The following is a 26,936-nucleotide window of genomic DNA, read 5'->3' as shown; positions in this document are numbered from 1 at the left end:
CCGCCCCGCCGTCGGGCGGCGGCGCCGCTCAGTCCTCCACGGGACGGGCGGAGGCGACGACGGGCCGGGCCGTGGCGAGGTCGTACTCCATGACCTGACGGCCGCCGATCCACACGCGCAGGGCCCGCTGCATGACATCGAGTGGGTCGCCGGACCAGAGCACGAGGTCGGCGTCCTTGCCCACCTCGAGGGAGCCGATGCGGTCGTCCAACCCCAGCACGCGCGCGGGGTGGAGGGAGATGGCGCGCAGGGCGGTCTCCCGGTCCAGGCCCTCCTTCACCGACAGCGCGGCCTGGTAGACGAGGAAGTCGATGGGCACCACCGGGTGGTCGGTGATGATGCTGATCTCGACGCCGGCCCGCACCAGACGCCCCGGGTTGCGCATCGAGCGGCCCCGCAGCTCCGGCTTGGACTTGGTGGTGAACAGCGGGCCGATCAGCACCGGCACGCCGCGGGCCGCGAGCTGGTCAGCCAGCGGGTGCGCCTCGGTGCCGTGGTCCAGGACGAGGTCGTAGCCGAACTCGTCGGCCAGGCGCAGGGCGGTGGCGACGTCGTCGGTGCGGTGGCAGTGCTGGCGCCAGGGGATCGTGCGCTCCAGGACGAGGGCGAGGGCGTCGAGGTGGGGGTCGCGGGTGAAGGACTTGCCCTCGCGCTCGGCCTCCGCGCGGCGGGCCATGTAGCCCTGGGCCTCCATGAAGGCCTTGCGGATCACGAGAGCGGTGCCCAGCCGCGTGGACGGGGTGCGGCCCTTCTCCTTGTAGACGTTCTTGGGGTTCTCGCCGAGGGCGGACTTCACGCCCGAGGGGCTGCGCAGCACCATCTCGTCCACGGTGCGTCCGTGGGTGTGCAGCGCCACCGCCTGGCCGCCGATCGGGTTGCCCGAGCCGGGGTTCACGTTCACGGTGGTCACGCCGCCGGCCAGGGCGTCCCTCCAGCCCGGCTCGTTCGGGTCGACGGCGTCGATCGCCCGCACCCCGGCCATCACGGGGTCCGTCATCTCGTTGACGTCCGCGGTCGCACCGACCTCGCCCTCGGCGTGCATGCCCAGGTGGACGTGCGCGTCCACGAAGCCGGGCAGCAGCCAGCGTCCCTCGCAGTCCACCACCTCGGCGCCGTCGGGCGCCTCGACGTCGGGGCCGAGCGCGGTGATCCGGCCGTCCTCGACGAGCAGGGTGCCGTCGAACGGCTCGGCGGCGACGGGGACGACATGGGCGTTGACGAAGGCGGTGAGGGTCATGCCCATCACACTACGCCGCCCGGTGCTCCCCACCCGTGCGCAAACCTCTGGCACGGACGTCGGCGGGTCAGAGGCTGTCCAGGGCCCGCTCCAGGTCCGCCACGAGGTCCTCGGCGTCCTCGATGCCCACCGACAGGCGCAGCAGGTCGTCCGGGACGGCCAGCTCGGTGCCGGCCACGGAGGCGTGGGTCATCTCCGCCGGGTAGTTCATCAGCGACTCGATGCCGCCCAGGGACTCGGCGAGCTGGAACAGGCGGGTCGACTCGGCCACGCGGCGGGCCGCCGCGGCGCCGCCGGCCAGGCGCATCGATACCATGCCGCCGAAACCGCGCATCTGGCGCTGCGCGAGCTCATGGCCGGGGTGGTCCGGCAGCCCCGGGTAGAGCACCTGGGAGACCTCGGCGCGGCCGGTGAGCCACTCGGCGACGGCCTGGGCGTTGGCCTGGTGGCGGTCCATGCGCACCCCGAGCGTCTTGAGGCCGCGCGTGGTCAGGTACGCGTCCAGGGGCCCGTTCACGGCCCCCGCCGCGAACTGCTGGAACTTCACCTGCTCGGCGAGTGCGGCGTCCGGGATCACGAGCGCCCCGCCGATCACGTCCGAGTGGCCGCCGATGTACTTCGTGGTGGAGTGCACCACCACGTCCGCGCCGAGGGCGATCGGGGACTGCAGGTACGGCGTCGCGAAGGTGTTGTCCACCACGAGCAGGGCGCCGTGCGCGTGGGCCGCCTCGGCGACCGCGGCGACGTCGGAGATCTTCATCATCGGGTTGGACGGGGTCTCCAGCCACACCATGACCGGCCCCGCGGCGGCGGCGCGCTCGACGGCGGCGGCAACCTGCTCGGCGTCCCCCATGTCCACGACGACGTGCTCCACGCCCCACGGGGCGAGCACGCGGGAGATGAGGCGGTAGGAGCCGCCGTACACGTCGTTGCCGAGCACGATCGTCATGCCCGGCCGGCCCGCGCCCATGATCAGCGCGGTCTCCGCGGCCAGGCCGGAGGCGAACGTGAGGCCGGTGGCCCGGGGGGCGCCGGACTCGTCGACGCCCGCCTCGAGCGCGGCCAGCTGCTCCTGCAGCGCGTCCCGGGTGGGATTGGTGCCGCGGCCGTAGTCGTAGCCGCGCCGCAGCTCGCCGACGGCCGTCGGCGCGTACGTGCTCGAGAGGTGGATCGGCGGGACGACGGCGCCGAACACCTCATCCAGGTGCTGGCCCGCGTGCACGGCGCGCGTGCCGAAGCCTCCCCCTCGGGGGTGGGCGGGGGCGTCTTCGGCGCCGGTGTCGGGGGTGGTGGCGTGCGGGTCCTCGTGGACGTTCTGCTCGGTCATCTCGGGAGCCTCCTCGGAGAGATCGGATCGGGTGGGGCGGGCGCGGCCGGTGCGGCCGGCCTCAGGCGGTGACGTGGGCGAGGACGTCGTGCAGGGTGACGACGCCCTGGACGCGGCCGGCCTCGAGCACCAGCAGCACGGGGTCCTGGGCGAGGCGGCGGGCGACGGCGCGCAGCGGGGTGCGCGCCCCCAGGCTGGGCAGCACGGGGCCCATGACGTCGGCGACGGGGGTCTGCGCGGTGGCCCGCCCCGCGGCGAGGGCGTCCGCGAGCGCGGCCGCGGAGACGGTGCCGCGGACCTCGCCGATCCGCAGGTCGTGCCGGGGCTCGAGGACCACGGGCAGGGCGTCGACGCCGTACCGGTTCATGGTCGCGACGGCGTCCGCCACCGAGGTGGTCGGGGCCGCGGTGACGAGGGTGGGCACGGAGCCGGGGAACAGGTCGGCCTTCTCGGCCAGCAGCTCCCCCGCCGTCGCGGACCAGCGGTCGGCCTCGGCGGGGGCGCCCGCGCGGGTCGCCGGCTCGGCGTCGGCGTGCTCGAGCGCCTCGACGGGCGTGCCGGCCCCGCCGGCGGCCCCCGTGGCGCCGTCGTCGTCCGTCTGCGGGACCGCCGAGCGAGTGCGCCCGCGCGCCCACGCCGGCAGCACGGTCTCGCGGACGTCGTAGTCGAAGCCGCGCTCGTCCATCCACGGGTCGTTGAAGATCTTGGCGAGGTAGCCGCGGCCCGAGTCGGGCAGCACGATCACCATGACGTCCTCCGGGCCGAGCTCGCGCGCGGCGCGCAGGCCGGCGACGACGGCCAGGCCGGAGGAGCCGCCCACGAGCAGGCCCTCCTCGGCCGCGAGGCGGCGGGTCATGGCCAGGGCGTCGGCGTCCTCGACGGCGATGACCTCGTCCGGGACCGCGGGGTCGTAGTTGTCCACCCACATGTCCTCGCCGACGCCCTCGACGAAGTAGGGCCGGCCGGCGCCGCCGGAGTACACCGAGCCGCTGGGGTCCGCGCCGATCACGCGGACGGGACCGGACGGGCGGTCCGCCGAGACCTCCTTGAGGTAGCGGCCGGTGCCCGTGATGGTGCCGCCCGTGCCGGCGCCCATCACGACGTGGGTGACGCGTCCGGCCGTGTCCTCCCAGATCTCCGGGCCGGTGGTCTCGTAGTGGGAGGCCGGGGCGGCGGGGTTGAAGAACTGATTGGGCTGATAGGCCCCGGGGATCTCCCGCACGAGGCGGTCGGCGACCCCGTAGTAGGACTCCTCGGACGTCGGGTCCACGGCGGTGGGCGTGACGACGAGCTCGGCGCCGTACGCGCTGAGCACGTCCCGCTTCTCCTGACCCACCTTGTCCGGGGTGACGAACACGGTGCGGTAGCCCTTGAGCTGTGAGACCAGGGCCAGCCCCACGCCCGTGTTGCCCGAGGTGGGCTCCACCACGGTGCCGCCCGGGCCGAGCAGGCCCTCGCGCTCGGCCTCCTCGATCATCTTCAGCGCGATGCGGTCCTTCACGGAGCCGCCGGGGTTCAGGTACTCGACCTTCACCAGCACGGTGGCCTCGATGCCCTCCGTCACGGAGTGCAGCTTCACGAGCGGGGTGCGCCCGATCAGCTCGAGGACGTTCTCGGCATACTGCATGGGCTGCGCAGGGGTGGGCGCGGGGGTCTGTTCAGTCACGCACCCCACGCTACGCCAGCGGCCGGACGCTGGAGGAGGGCTCCGGACACGCGGGGCAACGCCCGGCGTGCGCGCCGTCACGGCCGACGTCGTCCTGTCCGGGCCCGGGTGTACGGTGCGGGCATGACCGCCCCGGACGCCGTGCGCCGCGTGCGCGTGCCCGTCCCCGTGGACGTCGCGCTCACCCTGCGCCCCCTGCAGCGCGGCGCGGCCGACCCCACGGTCCGTGCCACACCGCAGGGCGTCTGGCTCACTCTGCGCTCCCCTGCCCCGGACGCGGCGCCGGGCGGGCCGGGACGGCCGACGTCGTTGCTGGTCTCCGGCGCCCGGGAGGCCGCAGGGGGCGGCACCGTGGTGACGGCCCGCGCGTGGGGCGCGGGCGCGAGCGCCGCCGTCGCCGGAGTGGAACGCCTGCTCGGCCTGCACGACGACGGCTGGGCCGCCTTCGACGCCCTGCTGCGGCCGGACTCCGGCGCGCCCGCGCTGCCGCGGCACGTGCGCGAGGCGCGGCGGACGCGGGCCGGGCTGCGGCTGCCGGCGGCGGGCGCGCTGTCCCGGCAGCTGCTCACCGCCGTGCTCGAGCAGAAGATCACCCACGACCAGGCGCGGCACGGCTGGCGCACCCTCGTGCGGCTGGCGGCCCGGATCGACGGCGACGGGCCCGCCCCCGGCCCGGTGCCGCCGGGGATGCTGCCGCCGCCGACCCCGGCCGCCGTCCTGCGGATCCCCTCGTGGGACTGGCATGCGCGGGCCTGGGTGCAGCCCTCCCAGTCGCGGACCGTGCTGGAGGTCGCCCGGCGGGCCGCGAGCATCGACCGGCTCGGCGACGCGGTCGCCCCCGGGGACACGGCCGGGGTGGCTGCGCTGGCCCGGCGCCTGGAATCGGTGCCCGGGATCGGGCCGTGGACCACGGCCGAGGCGTTGCAGCGCAGCCACGGGGCGGCGGACCTCGTCTCCGTGGGCGACTACCACCTGGCGCAGTACGTGGGGCAGGTCCTCACGGGACGCCGGACCGACGACGCCGGGATGCTCCGCCTGCTCGCGCCGTGGGCCGGACACCGGCAGCGGGTGGTGCGGATGATCGGGCTCTCCGGAGAGCGCAAGCAGGCGTTCGGGCCCAAGCTCGCCCCGGCCGACCACCGCGCCCACTGACGCGACGCCGGGCCGGCCGAGGCCGTGCCGGCGCGTTCGGGCGGCCTCTTCGCTCCTGCACAGGCCGCTGCTCCCGGCGTGTCCTCCCCAGCCCCGGCCGGGTCCGGCCGGCCGCGTGCCCCGGGTTCCTAGCGTGGGCGATGCCGCCCCGACCGGCGCGGCGCCGCCGGGACCCTGATGAGTCCCCACCCGGGAGGAGACCGCCATGACCACCGCCTTCGAGCCCCGCCCACACACCGCCGCCGCCCCACGCGAGCCCGACCCGCACGGCCCCGGCACGCCCGGCTCCCTGCGTCCAGGCGCGCGCGGCTCCGTGCTCATCGTGACCCGCCATCCCGACCCGGACGAGGCCATGCGGCACGCGATGGCCTGGATCACCGCCTTCGAGGAGGACTGCGGCCTCGTGCTGGACACGGACGAGACCGCGCTCTACGCTGTCGGCCGGGCGGGCGACCTGGGCGAGGCCCTGCGTCGCGGCCCCCTGGTCCACGAGGACGGCAGCCCCGCCGACACCTCCGCATTCGTGGACGCGGTGCTCACCGACGGCACGTGGCGCCTGCGCGACGCCGACCCGCGGGCGTGGTCGACCACCTACCGTGCCGCCATCCTGGGCGCCGCCCCCGAGGCGGTCTGCACCATCTGGGACGTGTTCCCGCTGCCCGCCGCCTGAGGGTGACGGCCGCCGTCAGCCCACGCTCTGAGCCTGGGCCTGGGCCTGGGCCTGGGCCTGGGCCTGGGCCTGGGCCTGGGCCTGGGCCTGGGCCTGGACGACCTTCGCGCCCTCCTCGCGCAGCTCGACCTTGCGGACCTTGCCGGAGACGGTCATGGGGAAGGCGTCGAGCACGCGGACGTGGGCCGGGATCTTGAAGTGTGCGATCCGGCCCGCGGCGAACTCGCGGACGGCGTCCACCGTGAGCGGCTCGACGCCGTCCTTCATGATCACGCAGGCCATGAGCTGCTCGCCGTACTTCTCGTCCGGCACGCCCACCACCTGGACGTCCTGGATGTCCGGGTGGGTGTAGAGGAACTCCTCCACCTCGCGCGGGGAGATGTTCTCGCCACCGCGGATCACGAGGTCCTTGATGCGGCCCTCGATGCGCACGGAGCCGTCCTCGTCCATGGAGGCGAGGTCGCCGGAGTGCATCCAGCCGTCGGCGTCCAGCACCTCGGCGGTCTTCTCGGGGGCGTCCCAGTAGCCGAGCATCACGGAGTAGCCGCGAGTGCACAGCTCGCCCGTGGCCCCGCGGGGCACGATGTCGCCGGTGACGGGGTCCACGATCTTCGTCTCCACGTGCGGCATGGTCCGGCCGACCGTCTGGGTGCGCACCTCCAGGGAGTCGTCGCGGCGGGTCATGGTGGACACGGGCGCGGTCTCCGTCATGCCGTAGCAGATGGCCACCTCGGACATGTGGAACCGGTCGATCACCTTCTTCATCACCTCGACGGGACACGTGGAGCCGGCCATCACGCCGGTGCGCAGCGTGGACAGGTCCAACGCGTCCGCCTCAGGCCGGGCGAGCATGGCGATGAACATCGCCGGCACGCCGTACAGGCTCGTCGCACCGGTGGCGGCCACCGCCCGCAGCGCCGAGACCGGCTCGAAGCTGCGCGCCGGGATGACGGCGAGCGAGCCGTGGGAGACGGTGGCGATCACGCCGATCACCATGCCGAAGCAGTGGAAGAACGGCACCGGGATCACCACGGTGTCCTCCTCCGTGTAGCCCAGCAGCTCACCGATGTGGAAGCCGTTGTTCAGCACGTTGCGATACGTCAGCGTGACGCCCTTGGGGAAGCCGGTGGTGCCTGAGGTGTACTGCAGGTTCACGGGGTCCGCCGGCCGGGTGGCGGCCTCGCGCACGGCGAGGTCCTCGTCCGAGACCCGCGCGGCCCCGGCCAGGAAGTCGGCCCACGTGCCCTCGGCCACGGGATCGGCGGCGTGCCGGTCGGCCACGTCGCCGGCCTGCACGTGCGCGTAGGCGTCCTCGCCGCTCCCGGCCGGCAGCATGATCAGCTGCCGCAGGTGCGGCGCCGACTCACGGGCCACGGCGCGTGCGGTGGCGGGCGGGTCCATGCGTGCGTCCGCGCAGGCCACCACCAGCCCGCGCATGTCGCACTGCTCGACCACGTAGGTCAGCTCGTGGGCGCGGTACGCCGGGTTGAGGTTCACGAGGATGACGCCGGCACGCGCCGCGCCGTAGAGCAGCGAGACCCACTCGGCGACGTTGGGACTCCACATGCCGATCCGGTCCCCCGCCTCGTAGCCGGCGGCCATGAGCGCCTTGGCCACCGTCACGGACTCCTCACGCAGCTGCCTGTAGGTCCAGGTACGGCCGGTGGCCGGGTCCCCGTCCGGTCCACACTCCAGGAGCGCGGCGCGGTCGGCGAACCGGCGGGCGGTGTCGTCGAGGTTCTGGGCCAGAGTCTGCTCGAGCAGCTCGACGTCGGTCGGTCCCTGGGTGAAGGACTCGGGGGCGGTGGACTCGGTCATCGGGCGCTCCTCGCGGACGTTCGGGCGACGCCGCACGGCGTCACGATGCACGGCCGTGCCGCCGCCGGACCGCAGAGGGCATTGGATGTGACACGGACCACAGGCAGGCTACGTCGCCGGGCGGGAGGCCGCCACCTCCCGGGGCGGGGACACGGGGGGCGCCCCGGCCCCGGCCCGGGCCCCGGACGGCAGAAGACCCCGGGACCGTGTGGTCCCGGGGTCTTCGTTCCGGTGGCAGATACTGGATTCGAACCAGTGAAGGCAGTGCCAGCTGATTTACAGTCAGCCCCCTTTGGCCGCTCGGGAAATCTGCCGTGCCACCCGGCGGCTGCTGGGCGTCTCGAGGACGACCGCACCGGTCGGGCGAGAGTCGACTGTACAGCATCCCCGCGCCACGCCGCCAATCGGCCCGGGACCGCGTCCGCCGTCCCCGGTAGGCTGGCCCGCAGAGCGCCCCGCGCGGCCCCGCAGTGGCCGTCGTCGACGGGCGCACCCCGTCCGCAGACCCTGAAGGAGAGCACCCGTGGCCAGCGATTCCACGTTCGACGTCGTCAGCAAGGTGGACAGCCAGGAGGTGTCCAACGCCCTGAACCAGGCGCAGAAGGAGATCGCCCAGCGCTACGACTTCAAGGGCGTCGGCGCCGAGATCGACTTCTCCGGCGAGAAGATCCTCATGAAGGCCTCCTCCGAGGAGCGCGTCAAGGCCGTCAAGGACGTGTTCGAGTCCAAGCTCGTCAAGCGCGGCATCTCCCTCAAGTCCCTCGACGCCGGCGCCCCGTTCGCCTCCGGCAAGGAGTACCGCATCGAGGCGACCATGAAGGAGGGCATCGACCAGCCCACCGCGAAGAAGATCACGAAGCTGATCCGCGACGAGGGCCCCAAGTCCGTCAAGGCCCAGATCCAGGGGGACGAGCTGCGCGTGTCCTCCAAGTCCCGCGACGACCTGCAGTCGGTCATCGCGATGCTCAAGGACTTCGAGGACGCGGACCTGCAGTTCGTGAACTTCCGCTGATCCCCACGCCGCCTCCCCTCCGATCCCACCAGGAGTCCCCATGCTGTACCTGATCGACCCTCGCGGGGCCGTGTGGTCCGCCGACACCACGATCGGCCGGGCGCGGGCCCGGGCCCGCGTGGACGGCCGCCCGGTCGACGACCTGAAGTTCACCAAGGCCGCCATGCTCCTGACCTTCGACGACCATGTGGACCTCGCGCTGCGTCACGGCGTCGCCGCCCCGCGCGGCCTCCTCCTCGACCACGGGTTCGTGGCCCAGGTGCTCGCCCCCGCGAACCTGAAGGCCCAGCGCGCCAACCAGGACGCGATCGCCGAGCAGCTCGCGGTGGTGGAACGTCGCACGGAGGACGTCGGATCGCTGCGCTCCCACCGGCACGCGGCCGCCTACGAGGGCGCGGACCAGAGTCTGGAGCGCCGCATCACGAAGGCGAAGGAGGCGGCCCGCGAGACGCTCCAGGCGGCCCCGGACGAGGACCTCGTCCGCCACTGGACGCGCCTGGGTGGCGCGGTCCCGGCCACGCTCCAGGCCGACCGCGACCGCTGACCCGCCGGCCGCCGTCGTCGCGGTGGCTCCCGCGGACGGCGGCTCAGGCCGCCGCGAGCCAGACGTTTCGGCGGTTTCGCGGCCCGATCTGCAGCAGAATCATCTGGCTCACGAGCAGAAACGTCTGGCTCGGCGCTCCTCGGCGGTCGCGGGCTCGCAGCCTCCCGCCTCGCCCTCGCCACGGAACCCCGCGCCCGCTCAGGGCGTGGGGTTCCGTGCGTCGTAGCGCAGGAAGCCGGGCTGCCACCGCATCAGCGCGCTCACGCCGAGCATGCACAGCACACCGCCGGCCAGCAGGGTCGGCCCCTCCCCCAGGCCCACGGACGCACCGCCGGTGATCAGCTCGCCCAGGCGCGGCCCGCCCGCCACCACGACGACGAACACGCCCTGCAGCCGGCCGCGCAGGTGGTCCGGGGTCGCGGACTGCAGGATCGAGCCGCGGAAGACGCCGGAGAGCGAGTCCGCGGCCCCGCCCACCGCCATGCACAGCGCGGCGAGGGCGAACGCGAGCGTGAGGCGGGGATCGCCGTCGGGCAGGGACCGCGCCCACCACACCACGCCGCCGAACGCGGCCACCGCCGCGCCCCACACGAGGATCGAGACGTACACGCCCCAGCCCTGCGCATGCAGGCGTGTGAACGGCGCGGAGAACAGCCCCGCGAGGAACGCGCCCGCCGCCATCGCGGCCAGCAGCACCCCGACGGCGGCCTCACCGCCGCCGAGCACCACGGCGCCGATGGCGGGCAGCAGGGCGCGCGGGAACGCCGTCGTCATGGCCACGATGTCCGCCAGGAAGGTCATCCGCAGGTTCGGTCGCGAGCCGAGGAAGCGCAGGCCCTCGACCACCGAGGCCAGGCCCCAGCGCGCCCCCGAGGCGGGCGCGGCCTCGCCCCGCTGCGGCGGCAGGGACGGCAGCCGCCACACGGCGTACAGGGCGGCGAGGAAGGTGACGACGTCGATCGAGTAGGTCCACGCGTAGCCGACCGCCGCCACGAGCACGCCGCCCAGCACGGGGCCGACCATGAGGGCCACGGAGAACGTCATCATGTTCAGCGCGTTCGCCGTCGGCACGAGCGGCAGGCCCACGAGCGCGGGGATGATCGCGCCGCGGGTGGGCTGGTTGATGCCGGACGCGCCGGAGTGCAGGGCCACGAGGGCGTACAGCACCGGCACCGACTCGAGCCCGGCCCAGGCCTGCGCAGCGATGCCGACCGTGGTCAGCCACATGACGGCCGACGAGGTCAGTGCGACGCGGCGGCGGTCGTGCCGGTCCGCGATCGCGCCGCCGTACAGGCCCGCGACCACGAGCGGCACGAGCGCGGCGAGGCCGAGCAGGCCCACCGCGAACGAGGAGCCGGTCAGGGCGAACACCTCGAGGGACACCGCCACGAGCGTGAGCTGCGTGCCCACGTACGCGAGCGTGTTGCCCAGCCACAGCCGCCGGTAGGCGGGTGAGACCCGCAGCGGGGTGATGTCGAGGAGGAGGCGGGCCACCCCGGAAGCCTAGCGCCGGGGCGGCCAGGGCCCGCCCCGGATCAGGCGGTCGGGACGGAGGCCCCGTCGCGGGAGATGCGGGTCATCTCCTCCCGGTCCACGACCTTCACCCGCTCCCGCGCCACCGGACCGGCCTCCGTCGCCTGCGCACCCAAGGACTTCTCATGCTCATCCAGAGCATGCCAACCAGCCCACGTGGTGTACGGCACCTCACGGGACTCGAGCAGCTCGATCACGGACTCCTCCGACGGCTCCTGGGCCGTCCACAGCCCCGGCTCGTCCTCGATCAGATGCTTGATCGTCTCCAGGGAGTCACCCTTGGTGTGCCCGATCAACCCCACCGGGCCCCGCTTGATCCACCCCGAGGCGTACAGGCCCGGCACGGGGGCACCGTCCGCGTCGAGCACCCGGCCTTCCGCGTTCGGGATCACCCCGCGCACCTCATCGAACTCCACCCCCTCCACGGGCGAACCGAAGTAGCCCACCGCCCGGTAGATCGCCTGCACCGGGTAGTCCACCGTCTCCCCCGTCGGGCGGACCCCACCGGAACCGTCCAGCTCCATTCGGCGCATCCGCAGACCGTCCACCCGGCCGTCGCCGTCCTCGTCCAGGAACTCCTCGGGGGCCTGCAGGAAATGCAGGTGCAGCCGACGCGAGGCGCTCTGCTGACGGTCCTCCTGCTCCATGAGCCAGTTCGTCAGCGTCCCGACCATGGTGCGGACCTGGTTGTTCTCCTCGATCGCCTTCTCCGAGGCCGCATCGAAGTCGAAGTCCTCCTCGTACAACACGATGTCCACATCCCGGGAATGCGCCAGCTCCCGCAGCTCCAACGGGGTGAACTTCACCTGCGCCGGCCCACGCCGACCGAACACGTGCACATCCGTGACCGGGGAAGCGGCCAGGTCCCGGTACACGTTGTCCGGGATCTCGGTGGGCAACAGGTCCTCGGCATGCTTGGACAGGATCCGGGCCACATCCAGGGCCACGTTCCCGTTGCCGATCACCGCCACCTGCGTGGCCTCCAACGGCCAGTGCCGCGGCACATCCGGGTGCCCGTCATACCAGGACGCGAAGTCCGCGCCACCGAACGAGCCGGCCAACTCCACCCCGGGCACGTCCAGGGCCGCGTCCCGCACCGCACCGGTGGAGAACACGATCGCGTCGTAATGCCGACGCAGGTCCGCCAGGCTCAGGTCCGTGCCGTAGTCCACATTCCCCAGGAAACGGATGTCCCCGCGGTCCATGACCTTGTGCAGGGCGGTGACGATGCCCTTGATGCGCGGGTGGTCCGGGGCCACCCCGTAGCGGATGAGGCCGAACGGGGCCGGGTACCGGTCGAACAGGTCGATGCTGACACGGAAGTCCCGTTCCTCCTTGGTCAGGATGTCCGCCGTGTACACCCCGGCGGGTCCGGCACCGATGATGGCGATGCGCAACGGGCGGTCAGGGCGAACGGTCACGGTGGGTGGGTCCTTTTCGACGACGGCGGGGCACGCCGGCGGAGCGCGGGGCAAGGCCCGGCACCGGCGCGCGGGATCGACCCCCCAGTCTACCGCCGTGACCGGGAGGAACCTGGGTGAGAGTGCTCACCCGGACCGTACAGTGGTCCGCGTGAGCCCCTCCTCCCCCGCTGTCCGGCCCGGCGTGACCCCCGACGGCGCCGCCCCCGACACCGGCGCCCTGCCCACCGTCTCCCCCGCCCCGGCCGATGACCCGCGTGGGCTGGCCCTCGGCTTCACCGCCTACTTCGTGTGGGGCCTGCTGCCGCTCTACATGGCGGTGCTCGCGCCCGCCGGGGCCCTGGAGATCGTGGTGGTGCGCATCGGCTTCGCCCTGATCTTCTGCCTGCTGCTGCTGACCGTGATGCGCCGCCTGCGCGAGCTGGGGACGGCGCTGGCCACGCCCGGCCGCTGGGGCACCACGGGTCTGGCCGCCGGGATCATCGCGGTGAACTGGCTGCTGTACGCGGTCTCGGTCACCACGGGCAACGTGCTCCAGGCGTCGCTGGGCTACTTCATGAACCCGCTGGTGAATGTCCTGCTCGGCGTGCTCTTCCTCGGGGAGCGGCTGCGGCGGGGCCAGTGGGTGGCCGTCGGGATCGCGGTGGCCGCCGTCGTCGTGATGTCCGCGGCGATGGGGCAGGTGCCGTGGATCGCGCTCGGGCTGGCCACCTCGTTCGGGCTCTACGGCTTCGTGAAGAAGCGCTTCCCCTCCCCCGTGCACGCGGTGACCGCGATGACCGCCGAGACCGTGGTGCTGATCCCCGTGTTCGTGGTGGGCAGCGTGCTGCTGGCGCAGGCCGGGCTGCTCACCACCGTCACCGAGGGGCCCGGCCACTTCTGGCTCATGGCCGGGCTCGGCGTGCTCACCGCCGTTCCGCTCATCCTGTTCTCGGCGGCGGCCCGCTCCCTGACGCTGACCACGCTCGGGATGCTGCAGTACACGGCGCCCATCCTGCAGTTCCTCGTGGCGGTCACGGTCCTCGGCGAGCAGATGCCCGCGGCCCGCTGGGCGGGCTTCGGGCTCATCTGGCTCTCGCTGGCGGTCTTCACCCTCGACCAGCTGAACGCCTCCCGCCTGCAGCGTCGGGCGGTCCGGGCCGGGCAGGGCGCGCACGCCTAGACTGGCGGCATGCCCGCCAAGCCCCCCGCCCCCGTGTACCTCCCGGCCTTCCAGCGGCTCGTCCCGGACCTGCTGGGCGACGCCTGGGCCGAGGACGACGGCCTCGCCCCCGCCGACGTCGACGCCCGGCTGGCCCAGTCCCCCGCGGCGGAGCAGCTCGGCGCCGGGCTCATGATCCCGGCTGCTCTCCGCGAGTTCTACCTCGCCCTGGGCAACTGCGGCGACCTCATGGAGACGGACCACTACGTGTGGGACCCCGAGGACCTCGAGGTGCGGGACGGCTTCCTCATGTTCCTGGAGGATGCGGACGAGACGGTCGTGTGGGGCCTGCCGGTGGACAACCTGGCGTTGCCGGACCCGCTGGTGTGGCGGCGCTCCGCCGGTGCCGACGCGCCCGAGGGCGAGTGGCAGGACGAGGGCGGCACCTTCAGCGAGTTCCTGACGGACCTGCTCGCGTGGACCTTCGAGGACCCCGAGGACGACGACGAGGGGCCGGACCGGTGACCGCGCCCGCCCCGGTCTCCCACGCCCCGGACGGCTACGTCTGCCCGTTCTGCGGGCTCGTGGCCGGCGACGTCTCCGACCCGGGCAACCGCTGCGAGCTCGGGGACACCGTCTACCAGGACGAGGACCTGATCGTGCTGATCGCCGTGGACGGGTTCGGCGACCACGAGGGCCACGCCATGGTCTGCCCGGCCGAGCACTACGAGAACCTCTACGACCTGCCCCCGCGCGTGCTGCAGCGCATCGCCCTGATGGCCCAGCAGGTGGCGCTGGCCATGAAGCGCGCGTGGGCCCCGGACGGGGTCTCCACGCGCCAGCACAACGAGCCCGCCGGCAACCAGCACGTGTGGCACTACCACCTGCACGTGTTCCCCCGCTTCGAGGGGGACATGCTCTACCGGCAGCTGCGCCACCCGGTGGCCCCGGAGGTCCGCGCCGGCAAGGCGCGGGAGCTCGCGGCCGCGCTGGACCCCGCCCCGACCCGCCTGGACTGAGCGGCCTCCCCGGATCGAGGCGGCGACGCCGCCGACCGCGGCGTCAGGCCGAGCGCCCGACCACGTAGTCGGCGAACGCCTCGAGCGCCGCCTTCACGGCGGAGTCCGGCAACGGGTCGAGCGCCTGCTTGGCCTGCTCCGCCCAGCCGCGGGTGATCGCCCACGCCTCGTCGATGGCGGGGTGGCCCGTGAGCGCGGCGACGGCGGCGGCCAGCTGCTCGTCGGTGTCGAGCGGCCCGTCCACGAGCGCGCGCACCCGGCGGGCGTCCTCGGCCTCCGGCCCCTCGCCCTGCGCGGCGCGGGCCAGCAGCAGCGTGGTCAGGGTGGGCACGCGCTCGCGCAGGTCCGTGCCGGGGACCTTGCCGATCCGCTCGGCGTCGCCGGTGAGGTCGATCAGGTCGTCGGCGAGCTGGAAGGCCAGGCCCACCTTCTCGCCGTATGCGCGCATCACCTGGACGGCGGCCTCGTCGGCTCCGCCCAGCAGCGCGCCGAGCATGCCGGCCGCGGCGATCAGCGAGCCGGTCTTGCCGGAGAGCACCGCGTAGTAGTGCTCGATCGGGTCCGCGCCCTCGGCCGGGCCGCGGGTCTCCCACAGCTGGCCCTGCACGAGGCGTTCGAAGGTGTCCGCCTGGATCTGCACGGGCCGCGGGCCCAGCTCGGCCATGAGCTGGGAGGCGCGGGCGAAGATCAGGTCGCCGGCCAGGATCGCCGCCGAGTTGCCCCACAGCCGGTGGGCGGCGGGAGCGCCGCGGCGCACGGGGGCCTCGTCCATCACGTCGTCGTGGTACAGCGTGGCCAGGTGCGTCAGCTCCATCACGACGGCGGCCTGGCGGGCGGGCGCGTCCACGTCGGCGACCTCGCCGGAGGCCAGGGCGGGGTCGCCCAGGAGGGAGGCGAGCACCGTCAGGACCGGACGGACCCGCTTGCCGCCGGCGGCCAGCAGGTGGTGGGCGGCGGTGTCGGAGAACAGGTCGTCGAAGCCGAGGGCAGTGTCCAGCTGCTCCTCGACCTGCTCGAGCGCGGTCAGCACGACCTCCAGGACACGGCCGTGCTCGGCGAGGGGTTCGAAGCCGGAGGGCAGGGCGAAGCCGGGGTCTGCGGTGGTCACCGGGCAAGCCTACCCAACGGCGCGCCGCCCGCGGTCGTCAGCGCGGGGGTGAGCGCCTCGAGCACGCGGACGGCCCGGTCGACGGCGTCGCCGCCCCGCGCGTCCACCGTGTTGCCCATGACCTTCACCGCGGCCCGCAGCAGCGGGGGTGCGGCCATCCCGGCGCCCAGCGCCGCCTTCATCACCCGCGGATCGCCGATCAGGCGGGCGAACCGGGCGCCGAGGGCGAAGTGGCGGCCCCACAGGTGCTGGGTGATCACCGGGTAACGGGACAGGATCGCGTCCGCGGCGCCGTCGGTCCCGGCCGCGTGCGCCTGCACGGCCAGGTCCGCGGCGAGGCGGGCCGCCTCCATCGCGAACCCGATGCCCTCGCCGTTGAACGGGGAGACCATGCCGGCCGCGTCGCCCACCAGGAGCATGCCCGGCACGTGCTGCGGGGTGCGGTTGAACGCCATCGGCAGGGCCGCGCCGAGGATCCGCGAGGTGCGCGTCTGCTCGGCGATCCCCCAGTCCGCGGTGAGCGCCCCGGTCCAGGACTTCAGCAGCCCGCGGTAGTCCAGCTTCCCGAACTGCGGGGAGGTGTCCAGGATGCCCAGGCCCACGTTCACGGTGCCGTCCGCGAGCGGGAAGAGCCAGCCGTATCCGGGCAGCGGGTTGCCCTCGGCGTCCGGCAGGCGCAGCCAGGACTCCATCCACTCCCCCCGGTCGCCGGGCGGGGCGGGGATCGCCCCGTCGACGGCGGCGCCGGCGGTGTAATAGGCCCGCACGGCCACGCCCATGGGCCGGTCCTCGCGGCGGTGCAGGCCCGCGGAGACGGCGGCGCGGGCGGAGACGCCGTCGCACGCGAGCACGATCGGTGCGGTGAAGCGGGCGGTCTCCCCGGTCTTTCGGCCGTTCGGCGCGATCAGCTCCGCGTCCAGCCCGACCACGCGTCCGGCCTCGTCCCGCACGACGCCGGTGACGGCGTGCCGCTCGCGGACCTCGGCGCCGCGGGTGCGCGCCAGGTCCGCCAGGAGGGCGTCGAAATCGCGGCGGGTGCGCGTGAGCGCGTAGTCCGGCCAGGTCTGGGTGGGCGCCCACGGCACGTCCACGCTGCGCTCGCCCGCGCGCAGCCGCAGGCCGCGGATGACGCGCCAGCCGCCGTCGTCGCCGGGCTCACCCCGGTGGGGCACGCCGAGCAGCTGCAGCTCCCGGACCGCCTGCGGGGTGAGGCCGTCGCCGCAGACCTTCTCACGCGGGTGCGCGGTCTTCTCGAGCACCACCACGTCCAGCCCCGCCGCGGCGAGGTGGGCGGCGGCGGTGGCGCCGGCGGGGCCGCAGCCGGAGATCAGCACGTCGGCACGGCGCACGACGGCGGGGGTCGAGTCGGGCGCGGGCGACGTCGGCGTGTCGGTCACTGGGGGGCCTCCTCGGCGGCGAGCTCGGCGGTGGGCGGGGCGGGGGCCGGGCCGGCGTCCGGCGCGGGGTCCGGGACGGGGCACGCGGGCGGGAACGTGGCGCGCACCGCCGCGGCCAGGGCGGCGGCGACGCGCGGGCGGTCGGCGCGGTCGCAGCGGACCTCGAGCAGACGCCGGCCGCGCACCGGGTCGGACAGGGCCCGGACGAGGTCGACGCGGTCGGTGACCCGCGTGTGCGGGACGCCGTACGCGGCGGCCAGGGCGGCCAGGTCCACGCCGTGCGGGGTGCCGAAGAGCCGCTCGACGGGGTCCGCCATGCCGGGCGCCTCGGCCACGGCCCCGTGTTCGAGGCTCGCGAAGATCGCCCCTCCGTCGTCGTTGACGACCACGAGGTCGAGGTCCGGCTCGGTCTCGGTGGGTCCCACGAGCAAGCCGCCCGCCTCGTGCAGGGCGGTGAGGTCGCCGAGCAGGGCCACGGTCCGCCGTCCGCGCGCCAGTGCGACGCCCGCGGCCGTGGAGACGGTCCCGTCGATCCCGGCGAGCCCGCGGTTGGCGTACACCTCCGCGTCCGGCGCCGAGGGGGGCCGCCAGGTCAGGTCCACGTCCCGGATCACCGAGGACGAGCCCAGCACGAGCGGGCCCCGGGCCATGGCGGCGCTCACGTGCGCCACCGTCTGCGGGCTGAGCCGGCCGCCGGCGTCGGTGCTGACGAGCACGTCCTCCACGGCGGCCTGGGCGCGCATCGAGGCGTGCTGCCACGCGGCGAGCCAGCCGGGCTCGCCCTGCCCGGCGAAGGCGGCGAGCTCCTCGAGGGTCTCCACGGGCGTCTCCCGGCGCCGGCCCGGCTCGAACCACGGGGCGGGCTCGGGGGCGTGCAGGGCCGTGGCGACGTCGGGGCCGGCCAGCAGCGCGTTGACCGTCCGGGTGAGCGTGGGCCGGCCGAACAGCACGACCCGTTCGATGCGGGCGGCCAGGGGGTGCGCGTCCGCGTCGCGCCCGCCGGCCGCGCCCAGCAGGAGCGGATAGGCGGCGATGGCGTTGGCGGAGAACCGCGCGTTCGACGACGGCTCGGCCAGCAGGGGTAGGCCCAGGGACAGCGCGAAGGCCGCGGCCACGGGGCCGGCGCCGTGGCAGGCCAGCACGACGGTGCGCCGCTGGTCCAGGCGGGCGACGTCCAGCTCGGGCAGCCCCGAGAGCACCGCCCCGGGCGCCCGGTAGGCCGACGCGGCGGCGGCCGGGCTCGCGCCGGTCGGGGCGACGGCCGGAACAGGGACGTGCGGCGCCGCGGCGGCGCCCATGGCGGCCGCCTCCTCAGGGCTCGGCACGAGCGGGTCGCGGAAGTGCAGGTTCAGGTGGACGGGCCCGGCCGGGGCCTCTGCCATCGTCACCGGACCGGGCGCGCCGTCGTCGGAACCGGCCTCGGCGACGACCCCCTCGGCCGCCAGCAGGGCCCGGCGCACGGTGGCCCGCACATGGCGCAGATGCTGCTCGGCGTCCACGACGTCGGCCGCGTCGCAGCCGAGGGAGGCGGCATGGCGGACGTGCGTGCCGAACACGCCCCTCTGGTCCGTGGTCTGGTTCGCGCCGGTGCCGTGCAGCTCGGGCGGACGATCCGCGGTCAGCGCGATCACGCGCGTGCCGGCGTGGAAGGACTCCATCAGGGCGGGCACCAGGTTCCCGACGGCGGTGCCCGAGGTGGTCAGCACGCCCACCGGGCGCCCCGAGGCCAGCGAGAGCCCGTGGGCGAGGAAGCCGGCCGAGCGCTCGTCCACCCGCACGTGCAGGCGGACCTCGCCGGCGCGCTCGAGGGCCGCGAGCGCGTAGGCCAGCGGGGCGGAGCGGGAGCCGGGGCAGACCACCGCGTCCCGCATGCCGGCGTCGATCAGGGCGGTGGCGACGGCGCGCGCCACGGAGAGGGAGTCGACGGAGGTCATGGTGGCCACCAGTCTAGGCCCGGGCGCGGACGGGCCCCGGACGCGGCGAGGCCGCCACGGTGACGCGGTGGCGCCGGCCGTGACGGCCTCGTCGAGGGTCCTCGCGGAGGCGGGGGTCAGCCCTTCGGGCCCTTGCCGTTGCCCTTGCCCTTGCCGTTGTTGCCCTTGCCCTTGTTGCCCTTCTCCTTGCCGGCGCCCTTGCCGATGCCGTTGTTCCCGGTGGCGTTGAACACCTGGACGACGCTCGGACGCGGGGCCGCGACCTTGTCGCCCACCTGGACCGGGCCGGTCGGGCTCAGGAAGTCCGGGAAGGAGGAGGTGTGCGCGCCCCAGGTGCCGTCCTCGCCCGGGTGCTGGACGTTGACGAACACGGAGTTGTCGCGGTCGTGGATCACGGGGCCGCAGGTCTCGGCGTCGCGCGGGACGGCGAGGAACTGCTGGACGCGGCCGCGCTCGGCGCCGTCGAGGGTGACCTTGTGCAGCGCGTCGGCGTAGCCGATGGTGCCGGGCTGGCCGTCGGTGGAGATCCAGAGGTTGCCCTCGGAGTCGAACGCCAGGTTGTCCGGGCAGGAGATCGGGGAGACCTTCTCCTTCGGGTAGCCGGCGAAGTAGGCCGAGGAGGAGACCGCCGGGTCGCCGGCGAGCAGCAGGATGACCCAGGTGAAGGCGGTGGAGGTGTGATCCCCGCCCTGCTCGGTGATCTCGATGACGTGGCCGTCGCGGTTGCCGATGACCGGGTTGGCCTCGTCCACGGCGGTGCGCTTGGTGTTGTTGGTCAGGGCCGCGTAGACCTTGCCGGTGACCGGGTTGGTCTCGACGTCCTCCGGGCGGTCCATCTTGGTGGCGCCCATCTTGTCTGCCGCGAGGCGGGTGTAGACGAGGACCTCGGCCAGGGACATGCCCGGGACGAAGGACGTCTTCTCGTCGGCCAGGGCGATCCACTCTCCGGAGCCGTCGAAGGCGCCGTCCGAGGGCAGGGTGCCCCTGCCGTCGATCTGGGCGGCCGGGGAGTCGCCGGAGAACCTGGCCACGTAGAGGGTGCCCTTGTCCATCAGGCGCATGTTGTGCTTCTTGTCGCCCTCGCGGACCTTCTCGGCCGAGACGAACTTGTACAGGTAGTCGTGGCGCTCGTCGTCGCCGGAGTAGACCACGGCGTGGCCGGACGGGGAGATCACGGCGGTGCCGGCCTCGTGCTTGAAGCGGCCCAGGAGGGTGTGCTTCACGGGCGTGGAGGTGGGGTCCTCGGGGTCGATCTCGACGACCCAGCCGAAGCGGTTGGCCTCGTTCTCGTAGCCGGGCTTGGTCAGGTCGAAGCGGTCGTGGACCTTCTCCCAGCCGCGGCGGGTGGCGGAGGTGGAGATGCCGTAGCGCTTCTCCTCGGCGGTGCCGCGGCCCTTGAAGTACTGGTTGAAGTTCTCCTCGCCGGAGAGCACGGTGCCCCACGGGGTGGTGCCGCCGGCGCAGTTGTTCAGGGTGCCCAGCACGCGGGTGCCGGTCGGGTCCTCGACGGTCGTGAGCAGCGCGTGGCCGGCGGCCGGGCCGCGGACCTCGAACTCGGTGGTGCCGGTGATGCGGCGGTTGCGGCGGCCGCCGCGGACGTACTCCCACTGGGCGCCGCGCTTGGCACGCTTGAGGTCCACGATGGACAGGCCGTGGGCCTGGAGGCCGACGTTGACGACGTCCTCGAAGTTCGAGGCGATGTACTCCGGGGAGAACATGATGTTCTCGTTGGTGTACTCGTGGTTGGAGACGAGGTAGCCGGAGCGGTCGTTGCCGCCGTCGGTGATGATGTTCAGGTAGTCGTTGTTGTAGCCGAACTGGGCGGCCTGCGACGCACCGGTCTGGTGCTCGATGTCGAACTCCGGGGAGTCGGCGAACAGCGGGTCGCCCCAGCGGATCACGGTGCCCCAGTCGTAGCCCTCCGGCACGGTCATGGTGTCCACGGTGCGGGTCACCGGGGCGATGGGCTCGAAGGGGAGCTTGCCGCCGCCGGTCGGGCGCCGGCCGTTGTCTGCGAGCGCCTCGGGGGCCTGGGCCACCTGGGAGCCGATGACGACGGCGGCGGCGAGGCCGGTGCCGCCGACCAGGGCGGAGCGGCGCGAGATGGCGGTCTCCGCGATCTGCTGGAAGGTCGGGTTCGCCGAGGTGTTGGGCACCGGGTGGGCGCACGCGTTGCCGCACTTGAGCTCGCACGTGACGGCGGAGCGGTTGCCACGGGTGTGGCCGGCCATGGGGAGGAGGCGCTTCAGCATGACGGGGTCCTTCGCGTCGTGGGGATGGTTCGGGGTCCGGTGCCGGGCCGGAGGCGACCCCGGGGGTGAGGCCGGCCGGGGCTGCCATCACCTTGGCCCCTCGCTCCGAGCGGCGAGCCACGCCCAGGTGGCCGCGAGTTGAACTCTTCCCGGCCGCCGGATTTCGTCCCGTTGACGTGCTGTAATCCGGCTCACATTCCCCGCGTCGACGGGGACCGGGCGGGCCCGTCAGCCCTGCGCGGCCAGCACCGCGTGGGCCGCGCGCAGGCGGTCGGCCCACCACGCCTGCCGCGCCCCGTCCGCCCGGACGCGGTCGAGCAGCTCCGGGTCGGGGGCGGGGGCCCGCTCCCCCGGTGCCGGGAGGGCCCCCGCGCGTGGGCGCCAGGCCGGGGCGACGACGTCGTGCTCGAAGAGGGCCGCGGTGCCGAGCCCGCATGCGTGCGGCAGGGACGGCAGGCAGGCGGCGAGCGCGGCGCCGCCGGCAATGCCCACGGAGGTGTCCAGCGCTGAGGAGACCACCGCGGGCAGCCCCGCGGCCGCCACGATCGCCGCGGCCCGGCGCACGCCCCCGAGCGGCTGGACCTTCACCACGATCAGGTCCGCGGCGCCGGCGGCCGCGACGGCGAGGGGGTCCTCGGCCTTGCGGACCGCCTCGTCCGCGGCGATCGGGGTGGGGACGCCCCGGGCGCGCAGCTCCGCGCGGACCTCCGCGAGGTCGGTGATGCCGGGCACGGGCTGCTCGGCGTACTCGAGGCCGACGTCGGCCAGCGCGGTGAGCACGTCCACGGCCTCGGTGGGCGTCCAACCGGCGTTGGCGTCGACGCGGACCTGCGCGTGGGGCAGCAGCGCGCGCACCCGCCGTACGCGGGCCAGGTCGGCCTCGCGGCTGCCGGGGACGAGCCCGCCCTCGGGGCCGTGCTCGGCCACCTTGACCTTGACCGCGGTGATGCCGTCGCCGTAGCGGGCCAGGACGGCCTCGACGTCGTCCGCGGCCACCGCGGGCACGGTGGCGTTGACGGGGACCGTCTCGCGGACCGGGGCGGGCCAGCCCTGCCAGCCGGCCTCGATCGCGGCGGCCAGCCACGCGGCGCACTCGTGCGGACCGTACTCCGGGAACGGGGAGAACTCGGCCCAGCCCGCCGGGCCGCGCAGCAGCAGGGCGTGGCGCAGGTCCGTGCCGCGGAACCGCACGCGCATCGGCAGGGCGACCGCGACGGCGTCGGCCAGCAGCTCCTCGACGCTCGGCAGGGCGGGACCGCCCGGCGCGCCGGGCAGCGGGGGCAGGGCGGGGGCGGTGCTCATGCGGCCAGTCTAGGAAGGGCGCTCGGCTCTCGTTCCGACGGGCGCCGGCGGGGTGGGACTGTCTGTGTCGGCGCCGACGCTCAGACGGCGCGGAGGTAGCCGAGGGCTCGGGCCAGGTCCACGGCGCGGTCGTGGGCGCCGAGCACCCCCTCCAGGCCGGCGACGACGGCGGCCGTCACCTCCTCGGTGAGATGCCAGTCGGCGGTGAACGGGTCGTCGAAGCGCGCCCACGCCGTGCCCACGGCCGCGAGCGCGCGGGTCATCTCGGTGAGGTCCCGGAAGACCGGTCGCGGCTCGTCCAGGCGGTCCTCCCAGCCCTCGTCTCCCGGGGCCATGAGCACTTGGCCGGTGGAGGCCGCGTGGATGAACGGGTCGGCGCCCTGCTTGGCCACCACGGTCCAGTCGTCGTTCCAGTCCACCAGCAGCGCACCGGTTCGGTGGTTCCACCGGTAGCCGGCCTGCTCGTCCCACAGGCGGTCCAGCGGGAAGAACATCACGGGCAGGCCGAGGGTGTCGATCTCCAGCCACTCCGGTCCCACGTAGCGGTAGAAGTCGGCCAGGTCCGGGGCGAGGGGCTCCTCGGCGGCCCACTCGATGGGCTCCTGCCGGCTCAGCCGGCCGAACGGGGCCAGGGCGTCCCGGGCGGCCAGCAGGTCCTCGGCCAAGAGACGGGGCCGGGGGCCCGGCTCGGCACCCGGGCCGGGGGCCGAGCCGGTGGAGTCGCGGAGGGCCGGGCGATGTCCGTGGGCGGGGGGCACGCGGGTCATGGCCCCAGGCTAGGCAGGCGGCTCAGAGGCGCGGAGGACGGGGCGGCGACGGGGGCGTGACCGTCCGATGAAGCCTGCATGACGGCTGCGCGTCCGACACAATGGAACCCATGCCCCCCACCGCCCGCGCCCCGCGCCGCCTCCCCTCGTGGACGTGGTGGCTGGCGCTGGCCGCGTGCGTGGCCGGCGTCGTGCTGGTCTACGCCGCCCTGGTGTGGTCCTCCGCCGGCCAGGTGCTCGAGTACCAGGTGTTCCGCGCCGTCGAGGAGCGCTACGCGGACACCGTGCCGGACGTGGCCTCCCAGGTGGTGCGGATCCTGCCGCTCGGGCTGGCGGTCGGCATGGCGCTGGCCTCGCTCGGCGCGCTCGCCGTGGCCCGGTGGCGGCGGCGGGGGCTGCTCGCCCTCCTCGTGCTGGTCGGGTCCAACCTCACCACGCAGCTGCTCAAGGCGGCGCTTCCGCGGCCCGAGCACGCCGACGGGGTCCCGTGGTCCGGCGGCAACTCACTGCCCTCGGGCCACATGACGCTCGCGACGGGCGCCGCGGTGGCCGCGCTGCTGCTCGTGCCCGCCCGGTGGCGACCGCTCACCACCGTCCTCGGCGCCGTGGTGAGCGCCTGCACCGGCGCCGTCGCCTACACGGAGGCCTGGCACCGGCCGTCGGACATGGCCGCCGCGGCGCTCGTGTCCGCCGCCTGGGGCCTGCTCGCCGTGCCGTTCGCCCGGTACGACGGCGCACCGCGGCCCGCACCGCGCGGCGCCCGCGGCGTGGAGGCCACGCTCTGGTCCCTGGGCGTCGCGGGCCTGGCGGCCGGGCTGACGCTGCTGGCCCTCACCCTCGACACCCCCGCGACCAGCGGCGCAGGCCCCCACCCGGCGGCCGAGCCGGCCGGGATCCTGCTCAGCGCCTCCCCCGCGGTCCTGCTGTGGGGCGCGCTCGGCACGGCCTTCCGCCGCGGCCGCGCGGACTGACCCCTCCCCGCACGCTCACCGCACCCCCACCACGCGACGAGCCCTGCGATGTGGCGGCCATACCTCGCGGATGGCCGCCACATCGCAGGGCTCGTCGCGTGGTCGGGGCGGGCGGGGATCGTCCGGATCAGATCCGGGCGAGGGCCGCCGTCGGGTCGTGGAGGCAGTCCGCCACGAACGTGAGGAACGCGCTCGCGGTGGCGCCGTCGGTGACGCGGTGGTCGAAGGTCACGGTCATCTCGGTGACCTTGCGGACCACGATCTCCCCGTCCACGACCCACGGGCGGTCGATGATCCGGCCGATGCCGAGCATCCCGACCTCGGGCACGTTGATGATCGGCGTGGCGCCGTCCGTGCCCAGCGGGCCGTAGTTGTTCAGCGTGAACGTGCCGCGGGTGAGCTCGGCCGGGGCGGCCCTGCCCGCGCGGGCGCGGCTGACGGTGTCGTTGATGGCGGCGGTGAGCTCGTCCGCGGACAGCTTCTCCGCGTGCTCGACGGAGGGCACCATGAGGCCGCGGTCGGTCTGCACGGCCAGGCCGAGGTGGACGCCGTCGACCTCCACGATCTCGTCCTTGCCGTCCGCCCCGGCCTCGATGCGCGCGTTCATCACCGGGTACCGGCGCAGGCCGGCCAGGGTGAAGCGGGCGATCAGGCCGAGCAGCGAGGGCGCGTTCTCCGGGTCCTTCGCCTTGAGCGCGGCCCGCAGCTCGAGCAGGGCGGTGACGTCCACGTCCAGCCACGCCGTGACCTCCGGGACCTCGCGGCGCGAGCGGGAGAGCTGGTCCGCGATCACCTTGCGCACCCCCGAGATCGGGGTGCGGGCGACGACGGCCAGGCCGGTCCGCCCGTCCACGGCGCCCCCCTGCGCGGCGGCCGCGGCCGCCGGGACGGCTGCGACCGACGGGGCCTGGGCCGGGGTGGCCTGCGGGGCGAAGCCCTCGACCGCCGCGAGCACGTCGGCGCGAGTGATCAGGCCGTCCGGGCCCGTGCCGGTCAGCGCGGCCACGTCCACGCCCTTCTCGCGGGCGAGCTTGCGGACGATCGGGGAGGTCACACGCGGGGCGCCGGCCCCGGCCGTGGGGGCCGGCGTCGGGCGGGCGGCGCCGCGGCCACGCTTGGACGGACGGCTGCGGGAGGTGGCCTTGTGGCCGGAGGTGCCGTAGCCGATGAGCACGGCGCCGGAGGCCTCGTCGTCGGAGCCGGCAACGTCGCCGTCGCCGCCGCGGGCCTTGTCCGGCTTCGGCTGGACGCCGGCCATCTCCTCCTCGCGGTAGCTCAGCGCGCCGGGGCGGGCGGCCTCGGCAGCGGCCGCACCGGTGGCCGGCGGGACGGCCAGGGCCTCGGTGCCGGCGACGGGCGCGGAGCCCTCACCGGACTCGCCGGCCGCGCCGACGGTGATCAGCGGGCTGCCGACGTCCATGGTCTCGCCCTCGGCACCGTGCAGGGTCAGCACGGTGCCGGCGTACGGGCTCGGCACCTCGACGAGGGCCTTGGCGGTCTCGACCTCGACCATGGGCTGGTCGACGGCCACGGTGTCGCCCTCGGCGACGAGCCAGCGGACGATGTCGGCCTCGGTCAGGCCTTCGCCCAGGTCGGGCAGCAGGAAGGTGTTGCTCATGCGCGGGCCTCCTCGGCGTCCAGGTCCCAGTTCAGGTCGTCGATCGCGTCCAGGATGCGGTCGATGTTCGGCAGGTGGTGCTCCTCGAGCTTCGGCGCGGGGAACGGGATGTCGAAGCCGGTCACGCGGCCCACGGGCGCCGCCAGCGAGTGGAAGCAGCGCTGCTGGATCCGGGCCACCAGCTCGGAGGCCACGGACGCGAAGCCCTGCGGCTCGGCGACGACGACGGCGCGGCCGGTCTTGGCGACCGAGGCGGCCATCGTGTCCTCGTCCAGCGGGTTCACGGTGCGCAGGTCCACGACCTCCACCGAGAGCCCCTCCTCCGCGGCCGCGTGGGCGGCGGCGAGGCAGGTGGGCACCGAGGGGCCGTAGGAGACGAGGGTGACGTCCGTGCCCTCGCGGACGACGGCGGCGCGCGCCCAGGCCTCGCCGTGCTCCTTCTTGTCCTCGACGCGGGCCCAGCCCTCCTCGAACTCGGTGCGCAGCTGGTCGAGGTCGAGCTCGGCCTTGGTCCAGTACATCTTCTTGGGCTCCATGAAGACCACCGGGTCGTCCAGGCGGATGGCCGAGCGCAGCATCATGTACGCGTCCTTCACCGAGGCCGGGGTGTACACCTTCAGGCCCGGGGTGTGCGCGTAGTAGGACTCGGAGGAGTCGCAGTGGTGCTCCACGCCGCCGATGCCGCCGCCGTAGGGGATGCGGATGGTGATCGGCATGGGCGTGGCGCCCTTGGTGCGGTTGCGCATCTTGGCCACGTGCGAGGCGATCTGCTCGAAGGCCGGGTACGCGAACGCGTCGAACTGCATCTCGATCACGGGGCGGGCGCCGCCGAGGGCCATGCCCACGGCCATGCCCGCGATGCCGGACTCGGCCAGCGGGGTGTCGAAGCAGCGCTCCTCGCCGAAGCGCGCGGTCAGCCCGTCCGTGATGCGGAAGACACCGCCGAGGGTGCCGACGTCCTCGCCGAACACCACCACCATGTCGTCGGCGGCCATCTCGTCGGCCAGCGCCGCGTTGAGCGCGGCGGCGAAGGTCAGGGTCGCCATG

Annotated in this window: 22 protein-coding genes and 1 tRNA gene; 8 read left to right on the top strand and 15 right to left on the bottom strand. The window is 74.5% G+C overall.

From position 1 onward, the window contains the following. Window positions 1-28: 28 nt before the first annotated feature. The 3 genes from KVS67_RS03245 to KVS67_RS03235 form a co-directional block, all read right to left on the bottom strand. On the bottom strand, window positions 29-1,237 hold the full coding sequence (locus tag KVS67_RS03245) for an amidohydrolase (protein ID WP_063188722.1): 1,209 nt from the start codon (window positions 1,235-1,237) through the stop codon (window positions 29-31). Between the two features lie 67 nt (window positions 1,238-1,304). After that, complete coding sequence (locus tag KVS67_RS03240; RefSeq protein WP_081304978.1) at window positions 1,305-2,564, bottom strand: cystathionine gamma-synthase; 1,260 nt, start codon at window positions 2,562-2,564, stop codon at window positions 1,305-1,307. A gap of 61 nt (window positions 2,565-2,625) precedes the next feature. Beyond that, the gene (locus KVS67_RS03235) at window positions 2,626-4,191 is read right to left on the bottom strand and encodes a pyridoxal-phosphate dependent enzyme (protein ID WP_060775021.1); all 1,566 of its coding nucleotides are present in this window, start codon (window positions 4,189-4,191) and stop codon (window positions 2,626-2,628) included. Window positions 4,192-4,353: 162 nt separating this feature from the next. On the opposite strand from KVS67_RS03235, the gene KVS67_RS03230 reads away from it, so the two are divergent. Together KVS67_RS03230 and KVS67_RS03225 are read left to right on the top strand one after the other, a co-directional pair. Then, window positions 4,354-5,382, top strand: coding sequence for a DNA-3-methyladenine glycosylase (locus tag KVS67_RS03230; protein WP_166437422.1), 1,029 nt, complete (start codon window positions 4,354-4,356; stop codon window positions 5,380-5,382). A 205-nt stretch (window positions 5,383-5,587) separates the two neighbouring features. Continuing rightward, the gene (locus KVS67_RS03225) at window positions 5,588-6,052 is read left to right on the top strand and encodes a hypothetical protein (RefSeq protein ID WP_002856878.1); all 465 of its coding nucleotides are present in this window, start codon (window positions 5,588-5,590) and stop codon (window positions 6,050-6,052) included. Window positions 6,053-6,067: 15 nt separating this feature from the next. On the opposite strand, the gene KVS67_RS03220 is transcribed toward KVS67_RS03225, so the two are convergent. Both KVS67_RS03220 and KVS67_RS03215 read right to left on the bottom strand, forming a co-directional pair. Further along, entirely contained in the window at window positions 6,068-7,870 is a 1,803-nt protein-coding gene (locus KVS67_RS03220) for an AMP-binding protein (RefSeq protein ID WP_217564754.1), read from the bottom strand. A 232-nt stretch (window positions 7,871-8,102) separates the two neighbouring features. Beyond that, a tRNA-Tyr gene (locus tag KVS67_RS03215) sits at window positions 8,103-8,184 on the bottom strand. Between the two features lie 209 nt (window positions 8,185-8,393). On the opposite strand from KVS67_RS03215, the gene KVS67_RS03210 reads away from it, so the two are divergent. Together KVS67_RS03210 and KVS67_RS03205 are read left to right on the top strand one after the other, a co-directional pair. Next, complete coding sequence (locus KVS67_RS03210) at window positions 8,394-8,882, top strand: YajQ family cyclic di-GMP-binding protein (RefSeq protein WP_002856881.1); 489 nt, start codon at window positions 8,394-8,396, stop codon at window positions 8,880-8,882. A gap of 40 nt (window positions 8,883-8,922) precedes the next feature. Next, window positions 8,923-9,426, top strand: a complete 504-nt coding sequence (locus tag KVS67_RS03205) for a hypothetical protein (protein ID WP_063188656.1) — start codon at window positions 8,923-8,925, stop codon at window positions 9,424-9,426. Window positions 9,427-9,624: 198 nt separating this feature from the next. Here KVS67_RS03205 and KVS67_RS03200 read toward each other — a convergent pair whose 3' ends face one another. Both KVS67_RS03200 and KVS67_RS03195 read right to left on the bottom strand, forming a co-directional pair. Further along, window positions 9,625-10,920: an MFS transporter gene (locus KVS67_RS03200; RefSeq protein ID WP_063188654.1), complete on the bottom strand. Its 1,296-nt coding sequence runs from the start codon at window positions 10,918-10,920 to the stop codon at window positions 9,625-9,627. A 41-nt stretch (window positions 10,921-10,961) separates the two neighbouring features. Next, a complete protein-coding gene (locus tag KVS67_RS03195; RefSeq protein WP_113913811.1) occupies window positions 10,962-12,380 on the bottom strand; it encodes an FAD-dependent oxidoreductase in 1,419 nt (472 codons plus the stop codon). Between the two features lie 151 nt (window positions 12,381-12,531). On the opposite strand from KVS67_RS03195, the gene rarD reads away from it, so the two are divergent. The 3 genes from rarD to KVS67_RS03180 are packed head-to-tail and all read left to right on the top strand — an operon-like array spanning window position 12,532 to window position 14,540. Further along, window positions 12,532-13,542: an EamA family transporter RarD gene (gene rarD / locus KVS67_RS03190; RefSeq protein ID WP_223247463.1), complete on the top strand. Its 1,011-nt coding sequence runs from the start codon at window positions 12,532-12,534 to the stop codon at window positions 13,540-13,542. Between the two features lie 9 nt (window positions 13,543-13,551). Then, the gene (locus KVS67_RS03185) at window positions 13,552-14,046 is read left to right on the top strand and encodes a hypothetical protein (RefSeq protein ID WP_041104945.1); all 495 of its coding nucleotides are present in this window, start codon (window positions 13,552-13,554) and stop codon (window positions 14,044-14,046) included. After that, window positions 14,043-14,540 (top strand): HIT family protein, encoded by a 498-nt coding sequence (locus KVS67_RS03180; protein WP_041104943.1) that lies wholly within the window; start codon window positions 14,043-14,045, stop codon window positions 14,538-14,540. Before KVS67_RS03185 ends, KVS67_RS03180 begins: the two co-directional genes overlap by 4 nt. 43 nt (window positions 14,541-14,583) lie before the next feature. Here KVS67_RS03180 and KVS67_RS03175 read toward each other — a convergent pair whose 3' ends face one another. The 6 genes from KVS67_RS03175 to KVS67_RS03150 all read right to left on the bottom strand — a co-directional run bounded on the left by KVS67_RS03175 (window position 14,584) and on the right by KVS67_RS03150 (window position 23,300). Then, window positions 14,584-15,648 (bottom strand): polyprenyl synthetase family protein, encoded by a 1,065-nt coding sequence (locus tag KVS67_RS03175; protein ID WP_063189759.1) that lies wholly within the window; start codon window positions 15,646-15,648, stop codon window positions 14,584-14,586. Further along, entirely contained in the window at window positions 15,645-17,045 is a 1,401-nt protein-coding gene (locus KVS67_RS03170) for a geranylgeranyl reductase family protein (RefSeq protein WP_095346300.1), read from the bottom strand. The genes KVS67_RS03175 and KVS67_RS03170 overlap by 4 nt, the downstream gene beginning before the upstream one ends. Beyond that, window positions 17,042-18,979: a 2-succinyl-5-enolpyruvyl-6-hydroxy-3-cyclohexene-1-carboxylic-acid synthase gene (gene menD, locus KVS67_RS03165; RefSeq protein WP_217564753.1), complete on the bottom strand. Its 1,938-nt coding sequence runs from the start codon at window positions 18,977-18,979 to the stop codon at window positions 17,042-17,044. The genes KVS67_RS03170 and menD overlap by 4 nt, the downstream gene beginning before the upstream one ends. 116 nt (window positions 18,980-19,095) lie before the next feature. Continuing rightward, window positions 19,096-21,231: a PhoX family phosphatase gene (locus tag KVS67_RS03160; RefSeq protein WP_217564752.1), complete on the bottom strand. Its 2,136-nt coding sequence runs from the start codon at window positions 21,229-21,231 to the stop codon at window positions 19,096-19,098. A gap of 228 nt (window positions 21,232-21,459) precedes the next feature. After that, a complete protein-coding gene (locus KVS67_RS03155; protein WP_217564751.1) occupies window positions 21,460-22,533 on the bottom strand; it encodes an o-succinylbenzoate synthase in 1,074 nt (357 codons plus the stop codon). An 80-nt stretch (window positions 22,534-22,613) separates the two neighbouring features. Beyond that, on the bottom strand, window positions 22,614-23,300 hold the full coding sequence (locus tag KVS67_RS03150; RefSeq protein ID WP_063189767.1) for a hypothetical protein: 687 nt from the start codon (window positions 23,298-23,300) through the stop codon (window positions 22,614-22,616). 110 nt (window positions 23,301-23,410) lie between these two features. Here KVS67_RS03150 and KVS67_RS03145 point away from each other — a divergent pair, with 110 nt between their 5' ends. Further along, window positions 23,411-24,271: a phosphatase PAP2 family protein gene (locus KVS67_RS03145; protein WP_063189769.1), complete on the top strand. Its 861-nt coding sequence runs from the start codon at window positions 23,411-23,413 to the stop codon at window positions 24,269-24,271. Between the two features lie 127 nt (window positions 24,272-24,398). Here KVS67_RS03145 and KVS67_RS03140 read toward each other — a convergent pair whose 3' ends face one another. Both KVS67_RS03140 and KVS67_RS03135 read right to left on the bottom strand, forming a co-directional pair. Then, entirely contained in the window at window positions 24,399-25,889 is a 1,491-nt protein-coding gene (locus KVS67_RS03140; protein ID WP_217564750.1) for a dihydrolipoamide acetyltransferase family protein, read from the bottom strand. Then, on the bottom strand, window positions 25,886-26,935 hold the full coding sequence (locus KVS67_RS03135; RefSeq protein ID WP_217564749.1) for an alpha-ketoacid dehydrogenase subunit beta: 1,050 nt from the start codon (window positions 26,933-26,935) through the stop codon (window positions 25,886-25,888). Before KVS67_RS03135 ends, KVS67_RS03140 begins: the two co-directional genes overlap by 4 nt. Between the last annotated feature and the right edge of the window lies 1 nt (window position 26,936).

Source organism: Micrococcus sp. GbtcB5 (assembly GCF_019091605.1).
GTDB classification, from domain to species: Bacteria; Actinomycetota; Actinomycetes; order Actinomycetales; family Micrococcaceae; genus Micrococcus; species Micrococcus luteus.
This window is presented reverse-complemented; position numbering and strand designations above follow the sequence as displayed.